Annotated in this window: 23 protein-coding genes; 17 read left to right on the plus strand and 6 right to left on the minus strand. The window is 57.3% G+C overall.

The window, feature by feature from the left end:
• The first annotated feature begins 75 nt into the window (after positions 1-75).
• The 3 genes from ABLN94_RS02000 to ABLN94_RS02010 are packed head-to-tail and all read left to right on the plus strand — an operon-like array spanning position 76 to position 2,080.
• Positions 76-279, plus strand: coding sequence for a DUF2061 domain-containing protein (locus ABLN94_RS02000; protein ID WP_352988616.1), 204 nt, complete (start codon positions 76-78; stop codon positions 277-279).
• Positions 272-1,156 carry a fatty acid desaturase gene (locus ABLN94_RS02005; protein WP_352988618.1) on the plus strand — a complete coding sequence of 295 codons (885 nt, stop codon included), beginning with the start codon at positions 272-274 and terminating at the stop codon, positions 1,154-1,156. The genes ABLN94_RS02000 and ABLN94_RS02005 overlap by 8 nt, the downstream gene beginning before the upstream one ends.
• A gap of 21 nt (positions 1,157-1,177) precedes the next feature.
• A complete protein-coding gene (locus ABLN94_RS02010; RefSeq protein WP_352988620.1) occupies positions 1,178-2,080 on the plus strand; it encodes a DMT family transporter in 903 nt (300 codons plus the stop codon).
• Here ABLN94_RS02010 and ABLN94_RS02015 read toward each other — a convergent pair.
• The 3 genes from ABLN94_RS02015 to ABLN94_RS02025 all read right to left on the minus strand — a co-directional run bounded on the left by ABLN94_RS02015 (position 2,077) and on the right by ABLN94_RS02025 (position 6,168).
• The gene (locus ABLN94_RS02015) at positions 2,077-3,420 is read right to left on the minus strand and encodes a DEAD/DEAH box helicase (protein ID WP_352988621.1); all 1,344 of its coding nucleotides are present in this window, start codon (positions 3,418-3,420) and stop codon (positions 2,077-2,079) included. The genes ABLN94_RS02010 and ABLN94_RS02015 overlap by 4 nt on opposite strands.
• A gap of 186 nt (positions 3,421-3,606) precedes the next feature.
• Positions 3,607-4,545: a glycosyltransferase family 2 protein gene (locus ABLN94_RS02020; RefSeq protein ID WP_352988623.1), complete on the minus strand. Its 939-nt coding sequence runs from the start codon at positions 4,543-4,545 to the stop codon at positions 3,607-3,609.
• 18 nt (positions 4,546-4,563) lie between these two features.
• The gene (locus tag ABLN94_RS02025; protein ID WP_352988625.1) at positions 4,564-6,168 is read right to left on the minus strand and encodes a peptide chain release factor 3; all 1,605 of its coding nucleotides are present in this window, start codon (positions 6,166-6,168) and stop codon (positions 4,564-4,566) included.
• A gap of 418 nt (positions 6,169-6,586) precedes the next feature.
• Between ABLN94_RS02025 and ABLN94_RS02030 the strand changes: the two genes are divergently transcribed.
• From ABLN94_RS02030 to ABLN94_RS02075, 10 genes are all read left to right on the plus strand, one after another.
• Positions 6,587-7,345, plus strand: coding sequence for a hypothetical protein (locus ABLN94_RS02030; protein WP_352988627.1), 759 nt, complete (start codon positions 6,587-6,589; stop codon positions 7,343-7,345).
• Entirely contained in the window at positions 7,333-7,986 is a 654-nt protein-coding gene (locus ABLN94_RS02035) for a hypothetical protein (RefSeq protein WP_352988629.1), read from the plus strand. Before ABLN94_RS02030 ends, ABLN94_RS02035 begins: the two co-directional genes overlap by 13 nt.
• 97 nt (positions 7,987-8,083) lie before the next feature.
• Positions 8,084-8,446 carry a nuclear transport factor 2 family protein gene (locus ABLN94_RS02040; protein ID WP_352988631.1) on the plus strand — a complete coding sequence of 121 codons (363 nt, stop codon included), beginning with the start codon at positions 8,084-8,086 and terminating at the stop codon, positions 8,444-8,446.
• Between the two features lie 73 nt (positions 8,447-8,519).
• The gene (locus ABLN94_RS02045; RefSeq protein WP_352989000.1) at positions 8,520-9,299 is read left to right on the plus strand and encodes an SDR family oxidoreductase; all 780 of its coding nucleotides are present in this window, start codon (positions 8,520-8,522) and stop codon (positions 9,297-9,299) included.
• 2 nt (positions 9,300-9,301) lie between these two features.
• Complete coding sequence (locus ABLN94_RS02050; RefSeq protein ID WP_352988633.1) at positions 9,302-10,414, plus strand: hypothetical protein; 1,113 nt, start codon at positions 9,302-9,304, stop codon at positions 10,412-10,414.
• A gap of 96 nt (positions 10,415-10,510) precedes the next feature.
• Positions 10,511-11,557 (plus strand): methyltransferase domain-containing protein, encoded by a 1,047-nt coding sequence (locus ABLN94_RS02055; RefSeq protein WP_352988635.1) that lies wholly within the window; start codon positions 10,511-10,513, stop codon positions 11,555-11,557.
• A gap of 45 nt (positions 11,558-11,602) precedes the next feature.
• Positions 11,603-12,724 (plus strand): ABC transporter ATP-binding protein, encoded by a 1,122-nt coding sequence (locus ABLN94_RS02060; RefSeq protein WP_417750495.1) that lies wholly within the window; start codon positions 11,603-11,605, stop codon positions 12,722-12,724.
• A gap of 121 nt (positions 12,725-12,845) precedes the next feature.
• Positions 12,846-13,628: a 5'/3'-nucleotidase SurE gene (gene surE / locus ABLN94_RS02065; protein WP_352988639.1), complete on the plus strand. Its 783-nt coding sequence runs from the start codon at positions 12,846-12,848 to the stop codon at positions 13,626-13,628.
• Positions 13,625-14,275 carry a protein-L-isoaspartate(D-aspartate) O-methyltransferase gene (locus ABLN94_RS02070; RefSeq protein WP_352988641.1) on the plus strand — a complete coding sequence of 217 codons (651 nt, stop codon included), beginning with the start codon at positions 13,625-13,627 and terminating at the stop codon, positions 14,273-14,275. Before surE ends, ABLN94_RS02070 begins: the two co-directional genes overlap by 4 nt.
• A 63-nt stretch (positions 14,276-14,338) precedes the next feature.
• On the plus strand, positions 14,339-15,505 hold the full coding sequence (locus ABLN94_RS02075; RefSeq protein ID WP_352988643.1) for a peptidoglycan DD-metalloendopeptidase family protein: 1,167 nt from the start codon (positions 14,339-14,341) through the stop codon (positions 15,503-15,505).
• 60 nt (positions 15,506-15,565) lie between these two features.
• Here the strand turns inward: ABLN94_RS02075 and ABLN94_RS02080 are convergent, their stop codons facing one another.
• Together ABLN94_RS02080 and ABLN94_RS02085 are read right to left on the minus strand one after the other, a co-directional pair.
• Positions 15,566-16,237 (minus strand): helix-turn-helix transcriptional regulator, encoded by a 672-nt coding sequence (locus ABLN94_RS02080; RefSeq protein ID WP_352988645.1) that lies wholly within the window; start codon positions 16,235-16,237, stop codon positions 15,566-15,568.
• A gap of 21 nt (positions 16,238-16,258) precedes the next feature.
• Positions 16,259-16,564, minus strand: a complete 306-nt coding sequence (locus ABLN94_RS02085) for a hypothetical protein (RefSeq protein ID WP_352988647.1) — start codon at positions 16,562-16,564, stop codon at positions 16,259-16,261.
• 219 nt (positions 16,565-16,783) lie between these two features.
• Here ABLN94_RS02085 and ABLN94_RS02090 point away from each other — a divergent pair, with 219 nt between their 5' ends.
• From ABLN94_RS02090 to ABLN94_RS02105, 4 genes are all read left to right on the plus strand, one after another.
• On the plus strand, positions 16,784-16,999 hold the full coding sequence (locus ABLN94_RS02090) for a twin-arginine translocase TatA/TatE family subunit (RefSeq protein ID WP_170671759.1): 216 nt from the start codon (positions 16,784-16,786) through the stop codon (positions 16,997-16,999).
• A gap of 6 nt (positions 17,000-17,005) precedes the next feature.
• Complete coding sequence (gene tatB, locus ABLN94_RS02095; protein ID WP_170489220.1) at positions 17,006-17,464, plus strand: Sec-independent protein translocase protein TatB; 459 nt, start codon at positions 17,006-17,008, stop codon at positions 17,462-17,464.
• Positions 17,461-18,336, plus strand: a complete 876-nt coding sequence (tatC, locus tag ABLN94_RS02100) for a twin-arginine translocase subunit TatC (protein WP_170489217.1) — start codon at positions 17,461-17,463, stop codon at positions 18,334-18,336. Before tatB ends, tatC begins: the two co-directional genes overlap by 4 nt.
• 119 nt (positions 18,337-18,455) lie before the next feature.
• Positions 18,456-19,298 (plus strand): ATP-binding protein, encoded by an 843-nt coding sequence (locus ABLN94_RS02105; RefSeq protein ID WP_352988650.1) that lies wholly within the window; start codon positions 18,456-18,458, stop codon positions 19,296-19,298.
• 60 nt (positions 19,299-19,358) lie between these two features.
• On the opposite strand, the gene ABLN94_RS02110 is transcribed toward ABLN94_RS02105, so the two are convergent.
• Entirely contained in the window at positions 19,359-20,003 is a 645-nt protein-coding gene (locus ABLN94_RS02110) for an SDR family NAD(P)-dependent oxidoreductase (protein ID WP_352988652.1), read from the minus strand.
• Positions 20,004-20,044: the final 41 nt, after the last annotated feature.

A 20,044-nucleotide genomic window follows, 5' to 3' on the forward strand; every position in this document is an offset into this window, starting at 1 on the left:
TTAATCATATTCGGAATTTTCATCGGATACTGCAGCCTGTATTTTTGATGACATAACAATAATATGGGTGACGGAATGGAAACGCGACGAAGATCTGTCGTGAAAGCAGTGCTGTGGAATATCATGGGGCTGTTCGTGATGACGCTGGTGGGGCTGGTTGCCACCGGGTCAGCTGCTGTGGGCGGGACGCTTGCAATTGTAAATACGGCCATCGGACTGACGATGTACGTTATTTACGAGCGTATCTGGGCAGGAATTTCATGGGGTCGCAATGTTTAGGCGCGGGGCACCCGAGTGGGGCACTCTCGCGCTGATCTTAGCGTGTTACGCGACATGGTTGGCCGTGATTTTTCTGCTGCCTCTCTGGTTGGCAATCCCGGCTATGGCCTTCGTGGCGGCCCTGCATTCCTCACTGACGCATGAGGCGCTACACGGTCACCCGTTTCGCACAAAATGGCTGAATGAGTTGTTGATGGCACTGCCTCTGACGCTGTTCATTCCGTACCAAAGGTTTCGCGACCTGCATCTGGCGCATCACCGCGACGAGACGCTAACCGATCCCTATGACGACCCGGAGTCGAACTATCTGGACCCAAAGGTCTGGGGCGCGCTTAGCACGTGGCAGAGGCGGTTGTTGGCCGCGAACAACACTTTGCTCGGGCGGATCGTGTTAGGTCCGGCAATCGGTCAGTTCACGTTTATGCGCAACGAACTGCACGGTGCTGTACGCGGCGACAGGAAAATCCTTCTCGCTTGGGCGCTGCATTTGCCGGGTGTGGCGGCGGTTATGTGGGTTGTAGGGCAGTCGGCGATGCCGATTTGGGTCTATGTGCTGTCTGCCTATTTCAGTCTTGGCTTGGTCAAAATCCGCACCTTTCTGGAGCACCGTGCACATGAAAATGCCCGTGCCCGAACGGTGATTATTGAAGATCGTGGACCTCTGGCTTTTCTGTTTCTCAACAACAACCTACATGTGGTTCATCACATGAATCCAGGCACGTCCTGGTATCGGTTGCCCGCCCTGTACCGTGCCGAAAAGGAGCGGTATCTGGCTAGCAATGAGTCCTATGTCTACCGCTCTTACACCGATGTGTTCAGGCAGTATTTCTGGCGAGCGAAAGACCCGGTGGCGCATCCTCTCTGGCCAAGGCGTTGATTTAACGACACAAGGGAATCCATGAGTTTATGGATTCCCGTCACCATCGCCGCCGCTTCGTTTCAGACGGTGCGGTTCATGCTGCAAAAGTCTCTCAGCACCGTAAAGCTGAGTGCGGCTGGCGCGACCTTTGCCCGGTTTGCATATTCCATGCCTCTGGCGGTGTTGGGGCTGATCGTGGCGCTGCAGGTGAGCGGCCTCGGTGTGCCTCCGTTGACCGGTAAGTTCTGGCTGTTTGCGGTAATTGGCGGCACCACGCAGATTCTGGCGACCATCTGCGTGGTTGCCTTGTTCAAACAGCGCAATTTTGCGGTCGGGATTACCTTCAAGAAGACCGAGGTTATTCAGACCGCCATCGTCGGCTTTCTGATATTGGGCGATCAGGTTTCTTCTGGGGCGCTAGGGGCGATCTTCTTGGGTCTGATGGCGGTGTTGTTGCTGTCGAAATCCCCCGAAGGCCACGGTCCCTGGTGGAAGCATCTGACCAATCGGGCCTCACGCCTCGGGCTAGGGTCAGGAGTGCTGTTCGCGTTCTCTTCTGTTAGCTATCGCGGTGCATCGCTGGAGCTTGGCGATATCGACGCGTGGTTCCGGGCTCTGGTGACGTTGGCAGTGGTTGTGACGTTTCAGTTCCTAAGCATGGGGATTTGGTTGCTGTGGCGGGATCGGGCCGAACTGCGCGCGGTGTGGAACACCCGTCGCACCGGTATTTTTGTCGGCTTGACCAGCCTGTGCGGATCGTTTTGCTGGTTCTTTGCGTTCACCTTGCAGAACGCAGCCTATGTCAAAGCGCTGGGGCAGATCGAACTGCTGCTCAGCCTGTTTGCGTCGATTCTGTTTTTTCGGGAAACCATCACCCGGCGTGAAATCGCCGGGATGACCTTGCTTGGCGCCTCTATTCTGGCGCTAGTGCTCGCAATTTAACCAGCGCGGCGCTCATCAAAGCTGAGGGCGATGAAGCTGGGCAAGTGATCGCCCATGCCCACAATCGCTGGACCGCTGTCGTCGCGGCGGCCACGACCTTTGGACTCCTTGTCCTTTTTGCGATCAGCCTTCTTGCTGTCCGAAGATCTGCTCTTCTTCTCGGGCTTTTCTGCTTCAGCTTTCGGTTCTTCTTTAACCGGGTTGTCGATCCGAGGGATTTCCTTCTGGATCAGCTTCTCGATCGCATCCAAGGCCTTTTCATCGCGGCCCGAGCAAATCGTAACCGCCTTGCCTTCGCGCCCGGCACGACCGGTGCGACCAATGCGGTGGACATAATCCTCGGCATGGCCAGGGACGTCGAAGTTGAACACGTGGCTGACCGACGGGATGTCCAAACCACGCGCGGCCACGTCGGAGGCGACCAGCAGGCGCAGCGACCCATCGCGGAATCCGTCCAGAGTTTTCATCCGCTGAGATTGGTCCAGATCACCGTGAATGGCGGCGGCGTTATAGCCGTACTTCTTCAGCGATTTTGCGCAGATATCCACGTCCGTCTTGCGGTTGCAGAAGATGATCGCGTTGGTGCACTTTTCACCCTCGGCATCAATCAGCGCGCGCAGAACTTTACGTTTGGCGCTGGCTTCGCGGTCGCGGCGCCCGCCTTTGAACATGACCACGCCCTGTTCGATGGTCTCGGACGCGGTGGCCTGACGGGCGACCTCAATCCGGGCCGGGGCGGACAGGAAGGTGTCGGTGATGCGCTCAATCTCGGATGCCATTGTGGCCGAGAAGAACAGCGTCTGGCGGGTGAACGGCGTAAGCGAGAAGATGCGCTCGATATCGGGAATGAAACCCATATCCAGCATCCTATCGGCTTCATCCACCACCATGATCTGAACGCCGGTCAACAGCAGCTTGCCGCGCTCGAAATGGTCCAACAAGCGGCCTGGGGTGGCGATCAGAACATCCACTCCGCGGTCGATTAGCGCCTCTTGTTCCTTGAAACTGACGCCACCGATCAGCAGCGCCTTGGTCAATTTCAGATGCTTGCTGTAAGTATCAAAATTCTCAGCCACCTGCGCGGCCAATTCCCGCGTCGGACACAGCACCAGCGAACGCGGCATACGCGCACGCGCACGGCCCCGCGCCAGCAAGGTGATCATTGGCAGCGTAAAACTGGCGGTTTTGCCAGTGCCGGTTTGAGCGATACCCAGAACGTCCTTACCTTCAAGCGCAGGTGGGATCGCCCCAGCCTGGATCGGGGTGGGAGTTTCGTATCCGGCTTCCTCAATGGCTTTGAGGACCTTCGGGTTCAGGTTCAGTTCGTTAAACTTTGTCATGTATGTCCGGTTCATGCGGACACTAGACCTGGCCCGCGCGTCAAAGGTGTGCCGGGCCCGGATGGCCATACGCAGCATTGCGCATTTTCGGCTTGGAGGGGGACATAACAAAATCGTTGATCAGGGTCAAATGAAGACCCTTTTAGGTCCTAGTGTACATAAAGTGTGCGGATTTCACGCAACAATTCAAACACTTCCGGGGAAGTGTTTCTGAAGTTTTTGGTCCAGATCCAGTGGCCGATGCCGGATCAGCCCTTGCTGCTCAAGGCGCGTACGTACATCAGCGTCCGCGCCGCTGATCTCGTCAAAAAAGGCGCGTATGCCGTCCATGCCCTCTTCGGCTTCGATCCAGCTGAAAAGCTCATTCTTGTTCATCCCGCCGTGTTCCCGCGCGACATTAGGGGACATGCCGGGTTGATACGAACCGTGTTTAAGTCTGAACCGATAATGCGCTAGCCAGTGTTCCCAATCAGGGGCGTGGCGATGGCACAAGTCAACAGAGGGCAGTTCGGCCTTGCAGGGCAGGGGATCGCCGTTCTGAAACAAGTTGTGGATTCGAAAACTGATTTTGGGCAGGCCTGTGCGCGCGAATAGCTTGCCTTGCACATGGCTGAAGAAGCCAGCCAACACGAATGCCCCATAGTTTGGGTAAAGCGACTGTACGATGCTGTCGCGGTTTGAACCTGTGGGGATATAGGCTTTGTACAAGTCGTTACTACCAGCGATCGCTTCAATCGGGCGGACCCGCATGCCGGGGATTTCGTCAGGAACCTCGGCCAGAAGCTGCGCAATGGAGCGTTCCGGCCACAGAAACTCATCCACATCGATATGGGCGAGCCAGTCCTCGCTGGCTTTGCGGTAGGTAAAGGTGGCATTCGCGGTTTGGCGGGTCTGGTGTTTTTCAGGGCGCTCGCGTTTGCGATTTGCCCAGAACCCATCATTGCAATTGCGAACTGCGACTTTTGAGTGCCGGTTCAGCGCGTTGAACGCCTTGGGGTTAGGTTCGTCCAGATAGATGTACATCCGGTCGACGCCTAGATCGAGGTGATAGGCCACAAAACGCAGGATGTCCGGGGCCGACCCCCGGACCGTCGAAACGATGCCCCAGGTCGGGCTACCGTCCATATGCGGCCCTCGGGCCGATCACGTCATCATTTCCTTGGTGGCCGTCAGGCTCAACTCGGGATAGTCGCGCACGACGCGGTCGATATCCCATTGCAGGCGCGTCAAGTAGACAATGTCGCCGTCATGGTCGTGGGCGATATGCTGCTTGTTCGCGTTGACGAACTTATCGATCTCGGCCTTGTCACCGCTGACCCAGCGGGCCGAGGTAAACTGAGACGCCTCAAACCGCACAGGCAGGCCGTATTCCATTTCGATCCGGCTGGCGAGCACCTCGAATTGCAGCGCGCCGACAACACCGACGATAAAGCCCGAACCAATTGAGGGCTTGAACACCTTCGCGGCGCCTTCTTCGGCGAACTGCATCAGGGCCTTTTCCAGATGCTTGGCCTTCATCGGGTCGCCCGCGCGTACGCCTTGCAGCAGTTCCGGCGCAAAAGAAGGGATGCCGGTCACGCGCAGCGCTTCGCCCTCAGTCAACGTGTCACCGATGCGAAGTTGTCCGTGGTTTGGGATGCCGATGATGTCGCCGGCCCAGGCCTCCTCGGCCAGTTCCCGGTCCGAGGCCAGAAACAGCACGGGGTTCGAGATCGCCATAGGCTTTTTCGACCGCACATGGGTCAGCTTCATGCCGCGCTTAAAATGGCCCGAGGCCATGCGGACAAACGCTACCCGGTCGCGGTGCTTGGGGTCCATATTGGCCTGCACCTTGAAGACAAAACCGGCAACCTTCTTTTCATCGGGGGCGATCTGGCGAGGCTCGGCGGATTGAACCTGAGGCTGAGGGCCGTAAGCGCCGATACCTTCCATCAACTCCTTCACACCGAAGGAGTTGATAGCCGAGCCGAACCAGATCGGGGTCATATGCCCCTCAAGCACCGCCTGCGGGTCCAGCGCGGGCAGCAGTTCGCGCGCCATCTCGACCTCTTCCAGCAGCTTGTCCAGCAAATGTTCTGGCACATGTTCGGCCAGTTTGGGATCGTCCAGACCGTTGATTTCGATGCTCTCGGCCACCTTGTTGCGGTCGGCGCGATCCATCAGTTCCAACCGGTCGCGCAGCATGTCATAGCAGCCAATGAAATCCCGACCTACACCGATGGGCCACGCTGCGGGCGTGACGTCGATGGCCAGCATCTCTTGGATTTCATCGATGATCTCGAACGTATCGCGGCTTTCGCGGTCCATCTTGTTACAGAAGGTCAGGATCGGCAGATCGCGCAGGCGGCAGACCTCGAACAGTTTCTGCGTCTGGCTTTCGACACCTTTCGCGCCGTCAATCACCATGACGGCGGCATCTACGGCGGTCAGTGTGCGATAAGTGTCTTCCGAGAAGTCGCTGTGACCGGGCGTGTCCACCAGATTGAACCGGAAATTCCCATAGTCGAACGACATCGCCGAGGCGGAAACCGAAATTCCCCGATCCTTCTCCATCTGCATAAAATCCGAGCGCGTTCGCCGCGCCTCACCCTTAGCACGCACCTGACCGGCCATCTGGATCGCGCCCCCGTACAACAGGAACTTTTCCGTCAGCGTCGTTTTGCCCGCATCCGGGTGCGAGATGATGGCGAATGTCCGGCGCCGGGCAATCTCGGCCGGCAAGGAGGGTTGGTTCGAGGTATCAAGCATGAGCGCGCGTATAGGTAAGCTGGTACGACGACGCAAGAAAATTTGGGGGTGCTTGCTTGGAGGAATGGCTGTAATTCTGCATTTGCATATTCAGAACGCCGTGGAATAACCCACGGATAGGCTCAAGAGAGAAGATACAATGAACGCTGATTGCCGTGTTTTCTCTAGCTGGCAGGACTTACCGGAGCTTTATTTTCACGGATATTGCTTTGTTGGAACCGACTTTGTGTTTGGCCCCGGAGGTGCGGAGTGATTCATCGCAGATGGTGGACAGCTGAATAGCGGTGAGGATGGATGTTACCTGCTGTTTAAACGTCAAGGTGACCGGATCACGATAGGCAGCGACTTCTGTGGTCACACGCGGCTTTTTTATTTCTCGGATGGGGAAAACTGGGCAGTATCCAGTTCCTTCATTCAATTGGCGCATCATCTGAAGGAACACGGTGTTCGCCTTCATATTCAGAAAGAGCATCTGGCGGCGTGGTTTACCCGAAACGGGAATTTTAAACAGCTGCTGTGCGAAGAGACAGTAATCAAAGAAATTCGGTTTCTTCCTTCTGACATGGAAATCAACATCTCAAATCGTTCCTTTGGATTGTGCACACGTCAGTTACCTCTCGTGGAAAAATACTCGACCGCATTGAATTCTTATTTGACGCGATGGCGTGATCGAACGGCGACGATATTGCAGTCAAACAATTGTTCGGTGGGTGCCGATGTGTCAGGAGGGCTGGATACCAGAACTGTTGTTGGATTCTTGAAAGTTGCTGGTGAAGACAGCTTGCGTGGGCAAAGCCCGAAGGTTGATTACAAAACAACCAGCGGCCTGAACTTCGAGAAAGACGAAGAGATTTCTCAAATTGTCGCAGACTCTCTGGGTCTTAAGCTTAACCGTCTAAAGAGGTCGGCTGGTCGGTTTTCAAATGCAGCGGAGCAAGTGTTCAATACTTGGCGAGACCGCAATCTTGGACAATACGCAACTATGCGCTTTGCCGACGGAATACTCGATCCGCAAAAATTGTGTTTTGGGGTGAAGCGGGTGAAGTCCTGCGTGGAATCTATAAGCAACCTTCCATCGAAGAATACCTTAAACACCAGAAAAAGCGATACGGAACATATATGTATGGCGATCGGAACCGCTGGGCTAAAGCCGTTCAAACTACGATGGAAGCATTGAAAGCGCGTACCGAATATTATCAAGATCCACTGTTGGGGTACATTCGCCAATATCGCTCACGATGCCATGGTGGTAACCGGCCCAGAAGCGTGGTTGCCGTCCTGCCTCTGACAGGAGAAAGCGCCTTTCAGTGTACTGCGGCCTTGGACAAAGAGGCAGTTCGGGCAGGCCAGTTGCAGTTTGACATCATGTACAATCTGCATTCGGATCTGATCGATCTTCCTTTCGACGTAGAAAGCAAAGCTCCAACATCAGCGGTCCGCGCCAATCTTACCAGAGTTGATTTGCCGCCAGCAACCGGAGGGCGCTTCTACATATCACAGGCAGACATGCCGGGGAAACCAGAAGGACCGGGAGCCAGCCTGCAAGATGTTCACAGCTATTTCTTAGAGTATCTGGATGACATGATTGATGGCATACCAAGTGGCGTCATTCCCAAGAGCTATGTCGAAGATGCGGTCCGCAAATTTAAGGCACGTGGCGAGGGTGACATGACCATGATGCCCAACGATACCATTCCGGTCCATAACATAGCCCTCTTCGGTGAGCTCATGCAGCTTGTAGATTGGCATGAAGGCAGGGGCCTATCTGCGATGAAAGAACGTTTCGTCTATTGGAAGCGTAGCAGAAAACATCGGTAATCAGACTAACCAAGCTGTGAGTTTTCTTGTTGGGCTGGCTCGAATCGTTGAGATGGGGTATTGAGAACATATAGTGAACAAATAATGGAGAAGATCAATGAATTTGAAAGAAATAGCAGACGAACTGGTGGCCGGATGTCGCGAGGATCGCGCCAAGGAGAATCTGGAAAAGCTGTACGCACCGGATGCCGTTTCGGTCGAGGCGCAGGACTTTATGGATATGGGCCGGGAAACCCACGGCATCGATGCCATCCGTGGGAAGCATGAATGGTGGGAAGGCGCGCATGAAGTGACGGGGGCGTCGGTCAGCGATCCGTTCCCACATGGCGACGACCGCTTTGCCCTGATCTTTGAAGTGCAGGGCAAGGTTAAGGAAACCGGTGAGGCCTTCGATATGCGCGAAGTGGGCGTTTACTACGTGGCGAATGGCAAAATCGTTCGGGAAGAGTTCTTCTACTAACGCATTTTGATTTCTGGTCTTCCTCGTCTGGCGGGTGCTAGACATGCGGAAAATGACAGATGGGGAGGATCGCATGGATCTGGGAATTCGGGGAAAACGCGCGCTGGTCTGTGCCAGCAGCAAGGGCCTTGGTTTGGGCTGTGCCGAGGCGCTGGCCGAGGCGGGCGTCGATCTGCTGATGAACGCGCGCGGGGCCGAGGCGCTAGAGGCCGAGGCCGCCCGACTGCGGTCTGAATACGGTGTGGACGTGCAGACGTTGGCCTGCGACGTGACCGAACCGCAAAATCAGGCACAGTTGATCGACGCGGCGCAGGGCATTGATATCCTTGTGACAAATGCGGGTGGTCCTCCACCCGGCCTGTGGTCGGATTGGGACCGTGAGGATTTCATCAAGGCATTGGATGCCAATATGCTGACGCCGATTGCTTTTATGAAAGCACTGTTGCCTGGAATGATCGACAAGGGTTGGGGTCGCGTGGTGAATATCACCTCGCAATCTGTGCGCGCGCCGATTGCGGCTTTGGGCCTGTCGAACGCCGCGCGGACCGGTCTGACAGGATATGTGGCGGGTACTTCGCGGCAGGTGGCGCAATTTGGTGTGAACATCAACAACTTGCTGCCCGGTATTCACGATACGGACCGTGCTCTATCGCTGGATAGTGGTGTGTCGGAACAGAAGGGTATTTCGTTGGATGATGCCCGCGCCGCACGTGCGGCGACAATTCCCGCCCGCCGCTATGGGACGCGGCAGGAATTCGGCGCAACTTGTGCGTTTCTTTGCTCGCAACACGCCGGGTTCATCGTTGGGCAGAACATTCTGCTGGATGGCGGTGCCGGCAATATGACGATGTAGCCATGTCGCAAGGGTTTTCGCTGAAGGATCAGTTGTTCAACGCTGAAAAGACCCGTTATCTCGCGGGCCTTTTTGCCGGGGCTGAGGCGTCCTTTGATGCCGGGTCGTTTGAGGCGCAGGTCATGTCGCGCCTGTTGGATCTTGAGTTGAAGGAGCGCATGGCCTGGATTGCCGAATGTCTGCAACAGGCCTTGCCGGGAGAGTTACCGGACGTTGCTCCGATCCTACTGCGTGCGCTGCCACCTCCGCTGGACCCTGACAAAACGGATGACGATTTCGGTGATTTCATCTTTGCGCCTCTGGGCGATTGGGTGGCGGTCGTTGGGATCGACTATCCCGATCTAGCGCTGGACGTGTTAGCAGAGCTGACACAGCGGTTCTCGATGGAATGGGCAATCCGGCCCTTCCTGAACCGCTATCCGGATCAGGTGTTGGAGCGAATGGAGCAATGGTGCGCGCATGACAGCTATCACGTGCGCCGCCTTGTCAGCGAAGGTACACGGCCGCGTTTGCCCTGGGGGCAGGCGGTGGGGTTGGAACTGACCGATCCGTTGCCGTTGTTGGACCGACTTCATAGCGATCCAACACGCTATGTAACGCGTTCGGTGGCAAACCATTTGAACGATGTCACCAAGAAAGACCCAGAATTGGTGCTGGGTCGGTTGCGTACATGGACCTCGGCGGAGAAGCAGGACACGGATGAACTGCGCTGGATGACCTCTCATACCTTGCGGGGGCTGGTGAAGGCAGGGCATCCGGGGGCGATGAAAATGCTAGGATTTGATCCAGAGGCAGAGATAACAACCACCGTGCAGGTGAATGGCGATGCCCGGATCGGTGAGGCGCTGGAGTTTGATGTCACCCTAAGCGGTGAAGGTGATCAACCTGTGCTGGTCGATTATATCATTCATTTTCAACGCGCTGGCGGAAAAACCTCAGCGAAGGTGCACAAGTTGAAGCAGACCGCTTTGCGCGATGGTGTGTTGAGCCTGTCCAAGAAACACAAGCTTAAGGGCAACGCGACGACGTTTAAACTGTTCCCTGGAGCCCACCGGTTGGAAATTCAGGTGAACGGGCTTATCCGCGCAAGTGTGGAGTTCGACCTTTTGGCGTAATCCCTCACGCTTTTGTCAGATTTCTGATGCCAGCATTGCGCAGATTGCGGCGCTGTATTAGCTGCTCTTGAAGCCTAGGGGAAAAGGATTGCCGCGATGAAGCATGAATCTGTGCAGAATTACTATGGCGAAGTACTGCAGAGCAGTTCGGATCTGCAGACAAACGCGTGTTGCACACCCGATGACATGCCGGATCATCTGAAGCGCATCTTGTCCAAGGTGCATGACGACGTGCTGACGCGTTATTATGGCTGCGGTTTGATTGCGCCTCTGGATCTGGAAGGAATGAGTATCCTTGATCTGGGATGTGGTGCTGGTCGTGACGTCTACGCCTTGTCCGCGATGGTGGGTGAAAAGGGCCGGGTGGTCGGGGTCGACATGACGCCTGAACAGTTGGACGTAGCCCGCGCGCATCGGAACTACCACGCAGAGGCTTTTGGTTATGCGGCCAGCAATGTGGAATTCCACCACGGCTATATTGAAAAGCTGGATGAGTTGAATCTGGAACCCGGTTCCTTCGACATCATCGTTTCGAACTGTGTGATCAACCTGGCCACTGACAAAGAGGCCGTTTTGCGCGGGGCGCATCGTTTGTTGAAGGAAGGCGGCGAGATGTATTTCTCGGACGTCTACGCCGACCGACGCGTGCCGCAGGCAATGGCAGAGGACGAGGTTTTGTATGGCGAGTGTCTGTCGGGTGCGCTCTATTGGAACGATTTTCTGTCGATCTCGCGCAAGGCAGGGTTCGGGGATCCGCGCCGGGTAACGCATCGCCCTCTGACCATCGAAAATCCGGCGCTGGAGGAACGGGTTGCGCCGCTGAAATTCCTATCCGCCACCTATCGTCTGTTCAAACTGCCTGAACTGGAACCTGCCTGCGAGGATTACGGTCAGGCGGTGATCTACAAAGGCACCATCCCAACTGCGCCGCATATGTTCGAACTGGACGATCATCACATAATTGAAACCGGTAAGGTCTTTCCGGTATGTGGCAACACCTGGATGATGCTGAAGGACACTCGTTTCGCGCGGCACTTCGAGTTCATAGGTGATTTTTCGACCCATTTCGGCATCTTCGAAGGCTGCGGTGGTGAAAGCCCGTTTGAAGCCGTTGGTGAGGCTGCCTCGGGCGGGTGCTGCTGATCACTTGCGCCTGACGGGCGGGGTTGCTATCCCCGCCTAAGCCCGATGAATTTGATCGGGAAAAGGCAATGGGGTCCATCGGTGACAGTAGACGCAGCTCCTCCTCGTTTGGAAATCCGCAATATGATTGCCCGGTATGAGGGGCGGGTTGTTGTCGACAACGTCTCGCTGACCGTGCAGGCGGGGCAGGTGACATGTCTGCTGGGTCCGTCTGGCTGCGGAAAATCGACCACGCTGCGCATGATTGCCGGGGTCGAGATGCAGGAATCCGGTGAGATTTATGTGGACGGCAAGCTGATCTGCGACACGGTGTTTCGGGTGCCTCCAGAACGCCGAGAGATCGGCCTGATGTTTCAGGACTTTGCCCTGTTCCCGCATCTGAGCGTCGCCGACAACGTGGCGTTCGGCCTGAAAGGCCACAAAGAGGAAAAACGCGCACGTGTTGATGAGTTGCTGCGTAAGGTCGACCTGATTCATTTCATGGACAAGTTTCCGCATCATTTGTCTGGCGGAGAACAACAGCGCGTCGCACTGGCCCGCGCACTGGCTCCACGCCCGCGCATCATGTTGATGGATGAGCCGTTTTCGGGTCTGGATAACCGGCTGCGTGACGGTATCCGGGATGAGACACTGGCGATCCTCAAGGAAGAAGATGCCGCTGTCGTATTGGTGACGCATGAGCCAGAAGAGGCCATGCGCATGGCAGATGAGATCGCCCTGATGCGGCGTGGCAAGATCGTGCAGCAGGGTGCTCCGTATAACGTCTATACCCGTCCTGCGGATAAGGCGGCTGTGGCATTCTTTAGTGATGTCAATGTGTTGCAAGCTCAAGTGAATGGTGCTTTGGCCGATACGCCCTTCGGTCAATTTCTAGCGCCGGGCGTCCCGGACGGGACGAATGTTGAAATCGTGTTCCGACCTCAGCATGTGAAGTTGGATTTCGATCGCAACGGCAAAGGACCTCTGCCGACGCAAACGGACGGCGTGGCAGCGCGCGGTGTAGTGCAGCGCGCCAGGTTTCTCGGCAATGAAAGCTTGGTCGAATTTCGGATGGACCATGACGGATCAGTGCTGAAAGCGACGGTTCCGAATGTCTTCGTGCCTAATCCGGGCCGGGTCATGTGGCTGACAGTGCGCCGAAACCGCTGTTTTGTTTTTCCGCGTTAGGTGCTGAAGCCACAGTTTAGCGTCAAGTGGTGCGCGAAAGCCTCAGATTGCGTGCCTGCTTTGCTTGCCGCCGCGCGGGGGCGGGTCTATCAAGGTCAAAACGCTGCGGTGGATGGGGCATATGCGTATTCTTCTGACCAATGATGACGGTATCAATGCACCGGGTCTGATCGCTTTGGAGGCGGTTGCCGCCGATCTGGCCGGTCCTCAAGGTGAGGTCTGGGTTGTCGCGCCGGCCTTCGAGCAATCGGGCGTCGGACATTGCATCAGCTACACCCATCCGATGATGGTCGCCAAACTGGGCGATCGCCGTTTTGCCGCCGAGGGTTCACCAGCCGATTGCGTTTTGGCCGGATTGCATGACATGATGAAGGATGCGCCGCCTGATCTGGTGCTGTCCGGTGTGAACCGGGGCAACAACTCAGCAGAAAATACGCTTTACTCCGGTACGGTTGGCGGCGCGATGGAGGCCGCTTTGCAGGGCATCCCGGCAATTGCGCTGTCGCAGTATTTTGGTCCACGCAATCTGGGCCTTGATGATCCTTTCGAGGCTGCAACCCGGTTCGGAGCCGACTTGGTGCGGAAAATTCTGGACGCGACCCCGGCAGAACAGGGCGATTACCGCCTGTTCTACAACGTGAATTTCCCGCCTGTACCGGCCGATGAGGTGCTGGGTACTCGCGTGGCCGCGCAGGGCTATCGCCGCGACACCCATTTCTCGGTCGAGCCGCACAGTTCGCCGTCGGGGCGGCGGTTCCTGTGGATCAAGGGCGGCTATCAGCATAACCCGACTGCGCCGGGCACGGATGCAGCGGTTAATCTGGCGGGCTACATCTCGGTTACGCCGATGCGAGCCGATCTGACAGCGCATGATACGCTTGAGGCACTGAAGACAATCGAATGACCGGTCCTGATCCCGAAACAAAGATGCAGTTCCTGTTTGCCCTGCGATCCCGCGGCGTAACCGATGCGCGCGTACTGGCCGCAATGGAACAGATCGACCGTGGACGCTTTGTCAAAGGCTTGTTCGCCGAGCGCGCCTATGAGGACACGCCGTTGCCGATTGCCTGCGGTCAAACGATCAGCCAGCCTTCGGTCGTGGGGTTGATGACACAGGCGCTGGATGTGCGACCCCGAGATACGGTTTTGGAGGTCGGAACCGGCTCGGGCTATCAGGCTGCGATCCTGTCCAAGCTGGCGCGCAGGGTCTACACGGTAGAACGCCACAAGCGCTTGGTGCGTGAAACCGGGCAGCTGTTTCGCGAGTTGGGGCTGACCAACGTCACGGCAATGCTGTCGGACGGGTCTTTCGGATTATCGGAGCAGGCTCCGTTTGATCGGATCATTGTGACCGCTGCCGCAGAAGACCCTCCAGGGCCGCTCTTGGCGCAGCTCAAAATCGGCGGTATCATGGTGTTGCCGGTGGGACAGTCGGATGCGGTTCAGACCCTGATCCGGGTCAAGCGTACCGAGACCGGTCTGGACTATGATGAATTGTTGCCCGTTCGTTTCGTGCCCTTGCTAGAAGGGCTTGGCAAGGACAGGGCGTAAAGAAATATTGTGCAATGAGCGCCGGAACCCCGGAGAACAGGGGCAGGTGTTGAGGACAGTAAAATGAGAGCAGTTTCCAAATCAGCGATGTACCGCTGTGCGACCGGGATGGCGGCTTTGGTGATCTTGGCCGGGTGCGAAGGCCCGTTCGATTATGATCTGCGCGGGGAGGTCGGCGGATTTTCAACCGCAGATGCCGCGCGGGGCGTGACCGCCAATCGCCCAACGCCCGACGCGCGCGGAGTGATTACCTATCCGAACTATCAGGTGGCCGTTGCGCGCCGAGGAGATACGGTAACTGACGTGGCTGCACGTGTCGGTTTGCCAGTGGCTGAACTGGCCCGTTTTAACGGGTTGCAACCCACCGACCAGCTGCGAGACGGCGAAGTGATCGCCTTGCCGCGCCAGGTAGCTGCGGCCAGCACGGTGGACATTGCCACCATTGCCGGGACAGCAATTGACGAGGCTCCAGCGGATGGCTCAGTCCGAACATCGACGTTGGAACCCGCACAGCCTGCTGCGGCCCCTGCGCCAACGCCGCCCGTCGCTTCTGGGCCTGAACCGATCCGTCATAAGGTTAAAAGGGGTGAGACAGCCTTTACCATCTCGCGGCTCTATGATGTTCCGATCAATGCGCTGGCCGAGTGGAACGGGCTGGATTCGGACTTTACCGTGCGCGAGGATCAGTTCCTGCTGATCCCGATCAAAAACCAGCCCGCGCCACAGCAGGCGGCTGTACCGGCCACGAATGTAACGCAGCCGGGGCAGGGCTCGCCGACCCCAACACCGCCGAGCGCGACGCAACCGTTGCCGGACGAAGTGATTGCACCGGCCACTCCGGCACCCGACGTGACCGCCGAACCGCCGACAACCCAAAGCAACTCGGCCCTTGGCCTGCCGGTTACGGGAACGATCATTCGGACCTATGACAAGGGCAAGAATGAGGGGATCGACATTGCAGCCTCGCCCGGCTCGCCTGTCAAAGCCGCCGAGGCGGGGACAGTTGCGGCCATTACCGCGGATGCCGATCAGGTGCCGATCATCGTGATCAAGCACAACAGCGACCTTCTGACCGTCTATGCGAATGTTGACAAAGCCGCGGTCAAGAAAGGCGACCGGGTGCGCCGTGGGCAGCAGATTGCGTCCCTGCGTGACGGAGATAACTCTTATCTCCACTTCGAGGTGCGTAAGGGATTTGAGTCAGTAGATCCCGAGCCCTATCTGAAGTGAGGGGAATGGCACGTTCCGGGCCATACCTCCAGGGGTGTTGCTAGCCGAATAAAAGGCGGATCAGGCGTGGGGGTCGAAGTCGCTCAGGCTTTTGCCAGGCTCGTCGGCGAAAATTTCGGGCAGAGGTGAGACTGCCTCGATCAGGTCAATGCGGAAAACGCGGAACCCTTCGCGCAGTTCACACCAAGCGGTCAGGGTCCAGACACGCCCCCAGTATTCCATGTGCAGGGGGCGGATGGTGCGTTCGGTTAGAACACCGTCAATCCGGCGATAGGTCAGGCGTAGTTTCTGGCGTGATTTGATGGCGGCCCTAATTGGACCCATATGCGCCAGTCCGCGCGCCGCATCGGCAAAGGGGTAGACCGCAAATTTCCACGTATCTGCCTCGGCCACGACCTGAGTGGGCAGCACCGCATCGATCTTTTCAGCCAGTGTTTCTGCCGCTGCCTTCAGGTCCGGGTCGGCGGCCTCGGCCACGATGGCCATCCCGAGATTCAGCGCCTCAAGTTCAGCAGGTGTTAGGTTCATGGGGGGCAGGGTGATCTGCTCGCGCACCATGTAGCCCACGCCGCGTTCGCCCTCGACCGGAATACCTGAGGCGACCAGCGTGTCCATGTCGCGATAAATCGTGCGGACCGACACCTCGAGCCGGTCCGCAATATCTTGCGCGCGGTGTAATTTTCCGTCACGCAGGATCTGTACGATATCAAACAGACGGTCAGTACGGCGCATGACACGCCGTCCGCACCGCGCTTAGGCGGTCATGTTCCATAGTACATTCTCATGGCGCATTTGGACGCTGTCGGGCTGAATAGCCTCCATAAGGGCCGGGGCGAAGTCCTGTTGCGGGAACTGAGCAGCTGCGTCTTGAGCGGCTTTCATATCCTGCCAGACGACGTAGTCGGTCCAACGGCCATCCTCGCCCTGGCTCAGTTGACGGTGGGCGAATCCGGAGGCTGAGCGAACAAACGCTTCGGAGGCTTGACTGAGTTTCACGAACTCTTCCGGCGTGGTGCCGTTGGCGAGGGTGAAGGTGACGATTTCAGCAACATGGGTCATTTGAATCTCCGTTGATCAGGTTTCGATGCCCTGTTCCTAGCGCTTAACAACTGACATAAACCTGTCAGTTGGAAAAAGCCAGCCAGCAAAAAATGCGTGATCCGATCAATTTTGAACGCGGAATCGATCCGAGGTGCTTTTGCAAACGCACCAGCAGGCGTAGACACAAGCTCAGATTACATTCCCGGCGCATCGCGCCGACGTACAAGGAGAAGAGACATGCTCAACAATATCGGTCTTCCCGGCCTGCTGCTTATCGCCGTTGTGGTATTGGTGCTGTTTGGCCGCGGTAAAATCAGTTCGTTGATGGGTGAAGTCGGTAAGGGCATCACCTCGTTCAAAAAAGGCGTTCGTGAAGGCGCGGATGAGCTAGAGCAGGACGCAGCCGAAGTGGCCAAGGACGTCACGCCCGAGACTGACAAAGACAAGGCATAAGCGCAGATGTTTGATCTGGGTTGGACCGAGCTTCTGGTCATCGGCATCGTTGCCCTGATCGTTGTAGGGCCAAAGGACCTTCCGGTTCTGTTCCGCAATATCGGCCGTTTTGTCGGCAAGGCCCGCGGCATGGCGCGCGAGTTCAGCAGCGCCATGAACGAAGCGGCGGATCAGGCAGGGGTGAGCGAGATCAAAAAAGGCCTTGATGCGGCCGCCAACCCTGTGGGCACCGCCATGGATGGCGTGAAGGAAGCCGCGCAGGAAATGGCGCGCAGCATGGACCCGACCAAGTTCGACCCCAAAAGCGAAACCGGCAAGTTGGCCGCTGAACGGGCGGAGCAGGCAAAGAAGATTCAGGCCTCAACCGCCCGTGCGGCAGCCGACCGGAAAGCGAAAGAAGCTGCAGAGGCGCTAGCCAAGGCTGAAGAGGCAGAGGCTGCGCTGAAGAGTGAAAGCAAAACATGACCAACACCGACGAGATCGAGGACAGCTCGGCCCCATTGATCGAGCATCTGGCGGAACTGCGCACGCGGTTGATCCACTCCGTCGTGGCATTTCTGATCGGGATGGTGATCTGCTTTTCGGTGGCCACGCCGATCTTCAACTTCCTCACGCACCCACTGTGTGATGTTCTGGCTGAACGTGGTCAGGATTGCGACCTGATCTTCATCTCTCCGCAAGAAGGATTCTTTGTCGCCATCAAGGTTGCTCTACTCGGGGGCTTCATTCTGGCCTTTCCGTATATCGGGATGCAGCTGTGGCGGTTCGTGGCGCCGGGGCTTTACCGTTCGGAAAAGAACGCGTTTCTGCCTTTCATGGTGGCTTCACCCTTCATGTTCCTGTTGGGCGCAAGCTTTGCGTTCTACGTGGTTACACCGCTTGCTTATGACTTCTTCCTTGGGTTCCAGCAGTTCGGTTCCGAGGGTGAGGCCGTGACCGAAGGCGCAACCGCAGCGCCGCTGAGCGTAGTTTTCCAGGGGTCGGCGCAAGAATACCTGAACCTGACCATCAAGTTCATCGTTGCGTTTGGACTGTGCTTTCAATTGCCGGTTCTGTTGACCCTTATGGGCAAGGCGGGGCTGGTATCGGCCGAGGGGCTTGGCTCGGTGCGCAAATACGCCGTGGTCGCCATTCTGGTGCTGGCCGCGCTGGTGACGCCTCCGGACGTGATCACTCAGGTCATCCTCTTTGTTGTGGTCTACGGGCTGTACGAAGTTTCGATCTTCCTTGTGGGCCGCGTCGAGAAAAGGCGTGAAGAGAAACTGCGCGCTGAAGGCTACTATGACGATGAAGAAGAGGCGGATGAAGAGATCATTCGCGAAGAAGACGGCAAGTAATCCTGCCTTAAACTAAGGATCAGGCGCGCCTAAAACCGGCGCGCCTTTTTCGGTTCTGGCCCTTGTTGCGTCGATCGGAACATGGTTTGAAAACTGCCAAGAGAAGACCGGAGGCCCCAATGGACGACCAAGCCCTGAACCGCATTGCCGACGCGCTGGAACGTATAGCGCCTGCACCTTTGGCCGCGCCGGACTTCGGTGCTGCTCCTGCCTTCGTCTGGCATGTGGAACCCGATCGGCTGGAGCCAGTCACTCAGGTCAACCGTGTCGATCTGGATCTGCTGGTCGGTATCAATCGCTCTCGCGATACACTGTTGGACAACACACGCCGCTTTGCCGGAGGGTACAAAGCCAACAATGCGCTGCTCTGGGGGGCGAGGGGGATGGGCAAATCCAGCCTCGTCAAAGCCGTTCACGGCACACTACAGACGGATTACCCGGACCTCAAACTGGTGGAGTTGCAGCGCGAGGATATGGGCTCGGTCGCGCGCCTGCTGAACCACCTGCGTGCTGCGCCGCATCGTTTTATCCTGTTCTGCGATGACCTGTCCTTCAGCCATGACGACCAGCATTACAAGTCGCTCAAGGCCGTTCTGGACGGTGGCATCGAAGGCCGCCCTGAAAATGTGGTGTTCTACGCCACCTCAAATCGTCGTCACCTGATGCCGCGGGACATGATCGAAAATGAACGCTCCAGCGCCATCAACCCGTCTGAGGCGGTCGAGGAAAAGGTGTCACTGTCCGATCGGTTCGGCCTTTGGCTGGGTTTCCACCCTTGCGATCAGGACGAGTATCTGGCGATGATCGACCGTTACTGCGCCGCCTACGGCGTTACGGTCGACGCCGATACCCTGCGCGCCGAAGCCGTCGAATGGCAGGCTACACGCGGCGCACGTTCGGGCCGCGTTGCATGGCAATTCTTTGTCGATCTGGCCGGGCGCAACGGCGTTCATATCGCCTGATCCACCCACTCTTTCCTTCTAAAGTATCCCTGCGGGAGGCACGGCGCAAAGGGCCATTCCCTAAAGCAGCGCCAAGATCCGCGCAGCTTCATCTGCCGGGCTTGTCAACGCGTCACGATCTTCGCCGGGATGGAACCGGGCACGTACAGCGGTTGGCATCGGCGCAGGCTCGACAATCGATACACGGGGGCCAGTACGTTCGGTCTCAAGCTTCCAGCTGCGCGCCAGAGCTATCTGAGCAGCCTTGGTCGCACCGTAGATCCCATAGAACTTCTCACCGGCCTTGGGGTCGTCAAAGAAAACGGCATGGCCTGTCTCACCCAGCAGAGGAGCGATATAGGGGATCAGAACCGACGTGGCCGTGGCGTTTGTGTTAACGGCCTTGGTCCATTCTTTTGGGTCGACGAAATGCGTGGGCGTCAAGGCCGATGTGTGAACAGCCGTGTGCAGCCATAGATCCACCTTGCCCCAGCGGTCATGAATACCCCGGCACAGGGTCGCCATAGCGTTTGGGTCGGCAATGTCCATAGGTGCCAAAGTGGCCGCGCCACCTTTGGCTTGAATGCGGTCATCCAGCTCTTCCAGCCCGCCGGTAGTACGGGCAACGGCGACGATGTGGTATTCGGGTGCCAGCGCTTCGGCCAGGGCAGCGCCCAATCCGCGAGAGGCCCCGGTGATAAGGGCAATTTTGGTCTGATCGGTCATGACAGCGGTTTGAACCCCTGCGCGCAGGGCGTCAAGACAGG

Source organism: Ruegeria sp. SCP11 (assembly GCF_040329455.1).
GTDB classification, from domain to species: domain Bacteria; phylum Pseudomonadota; class Alphaproteobacteria; order Rhodobacterales; family Rhodobacteraceae; genus Ruegeria; species Ruegeria atlantica_E.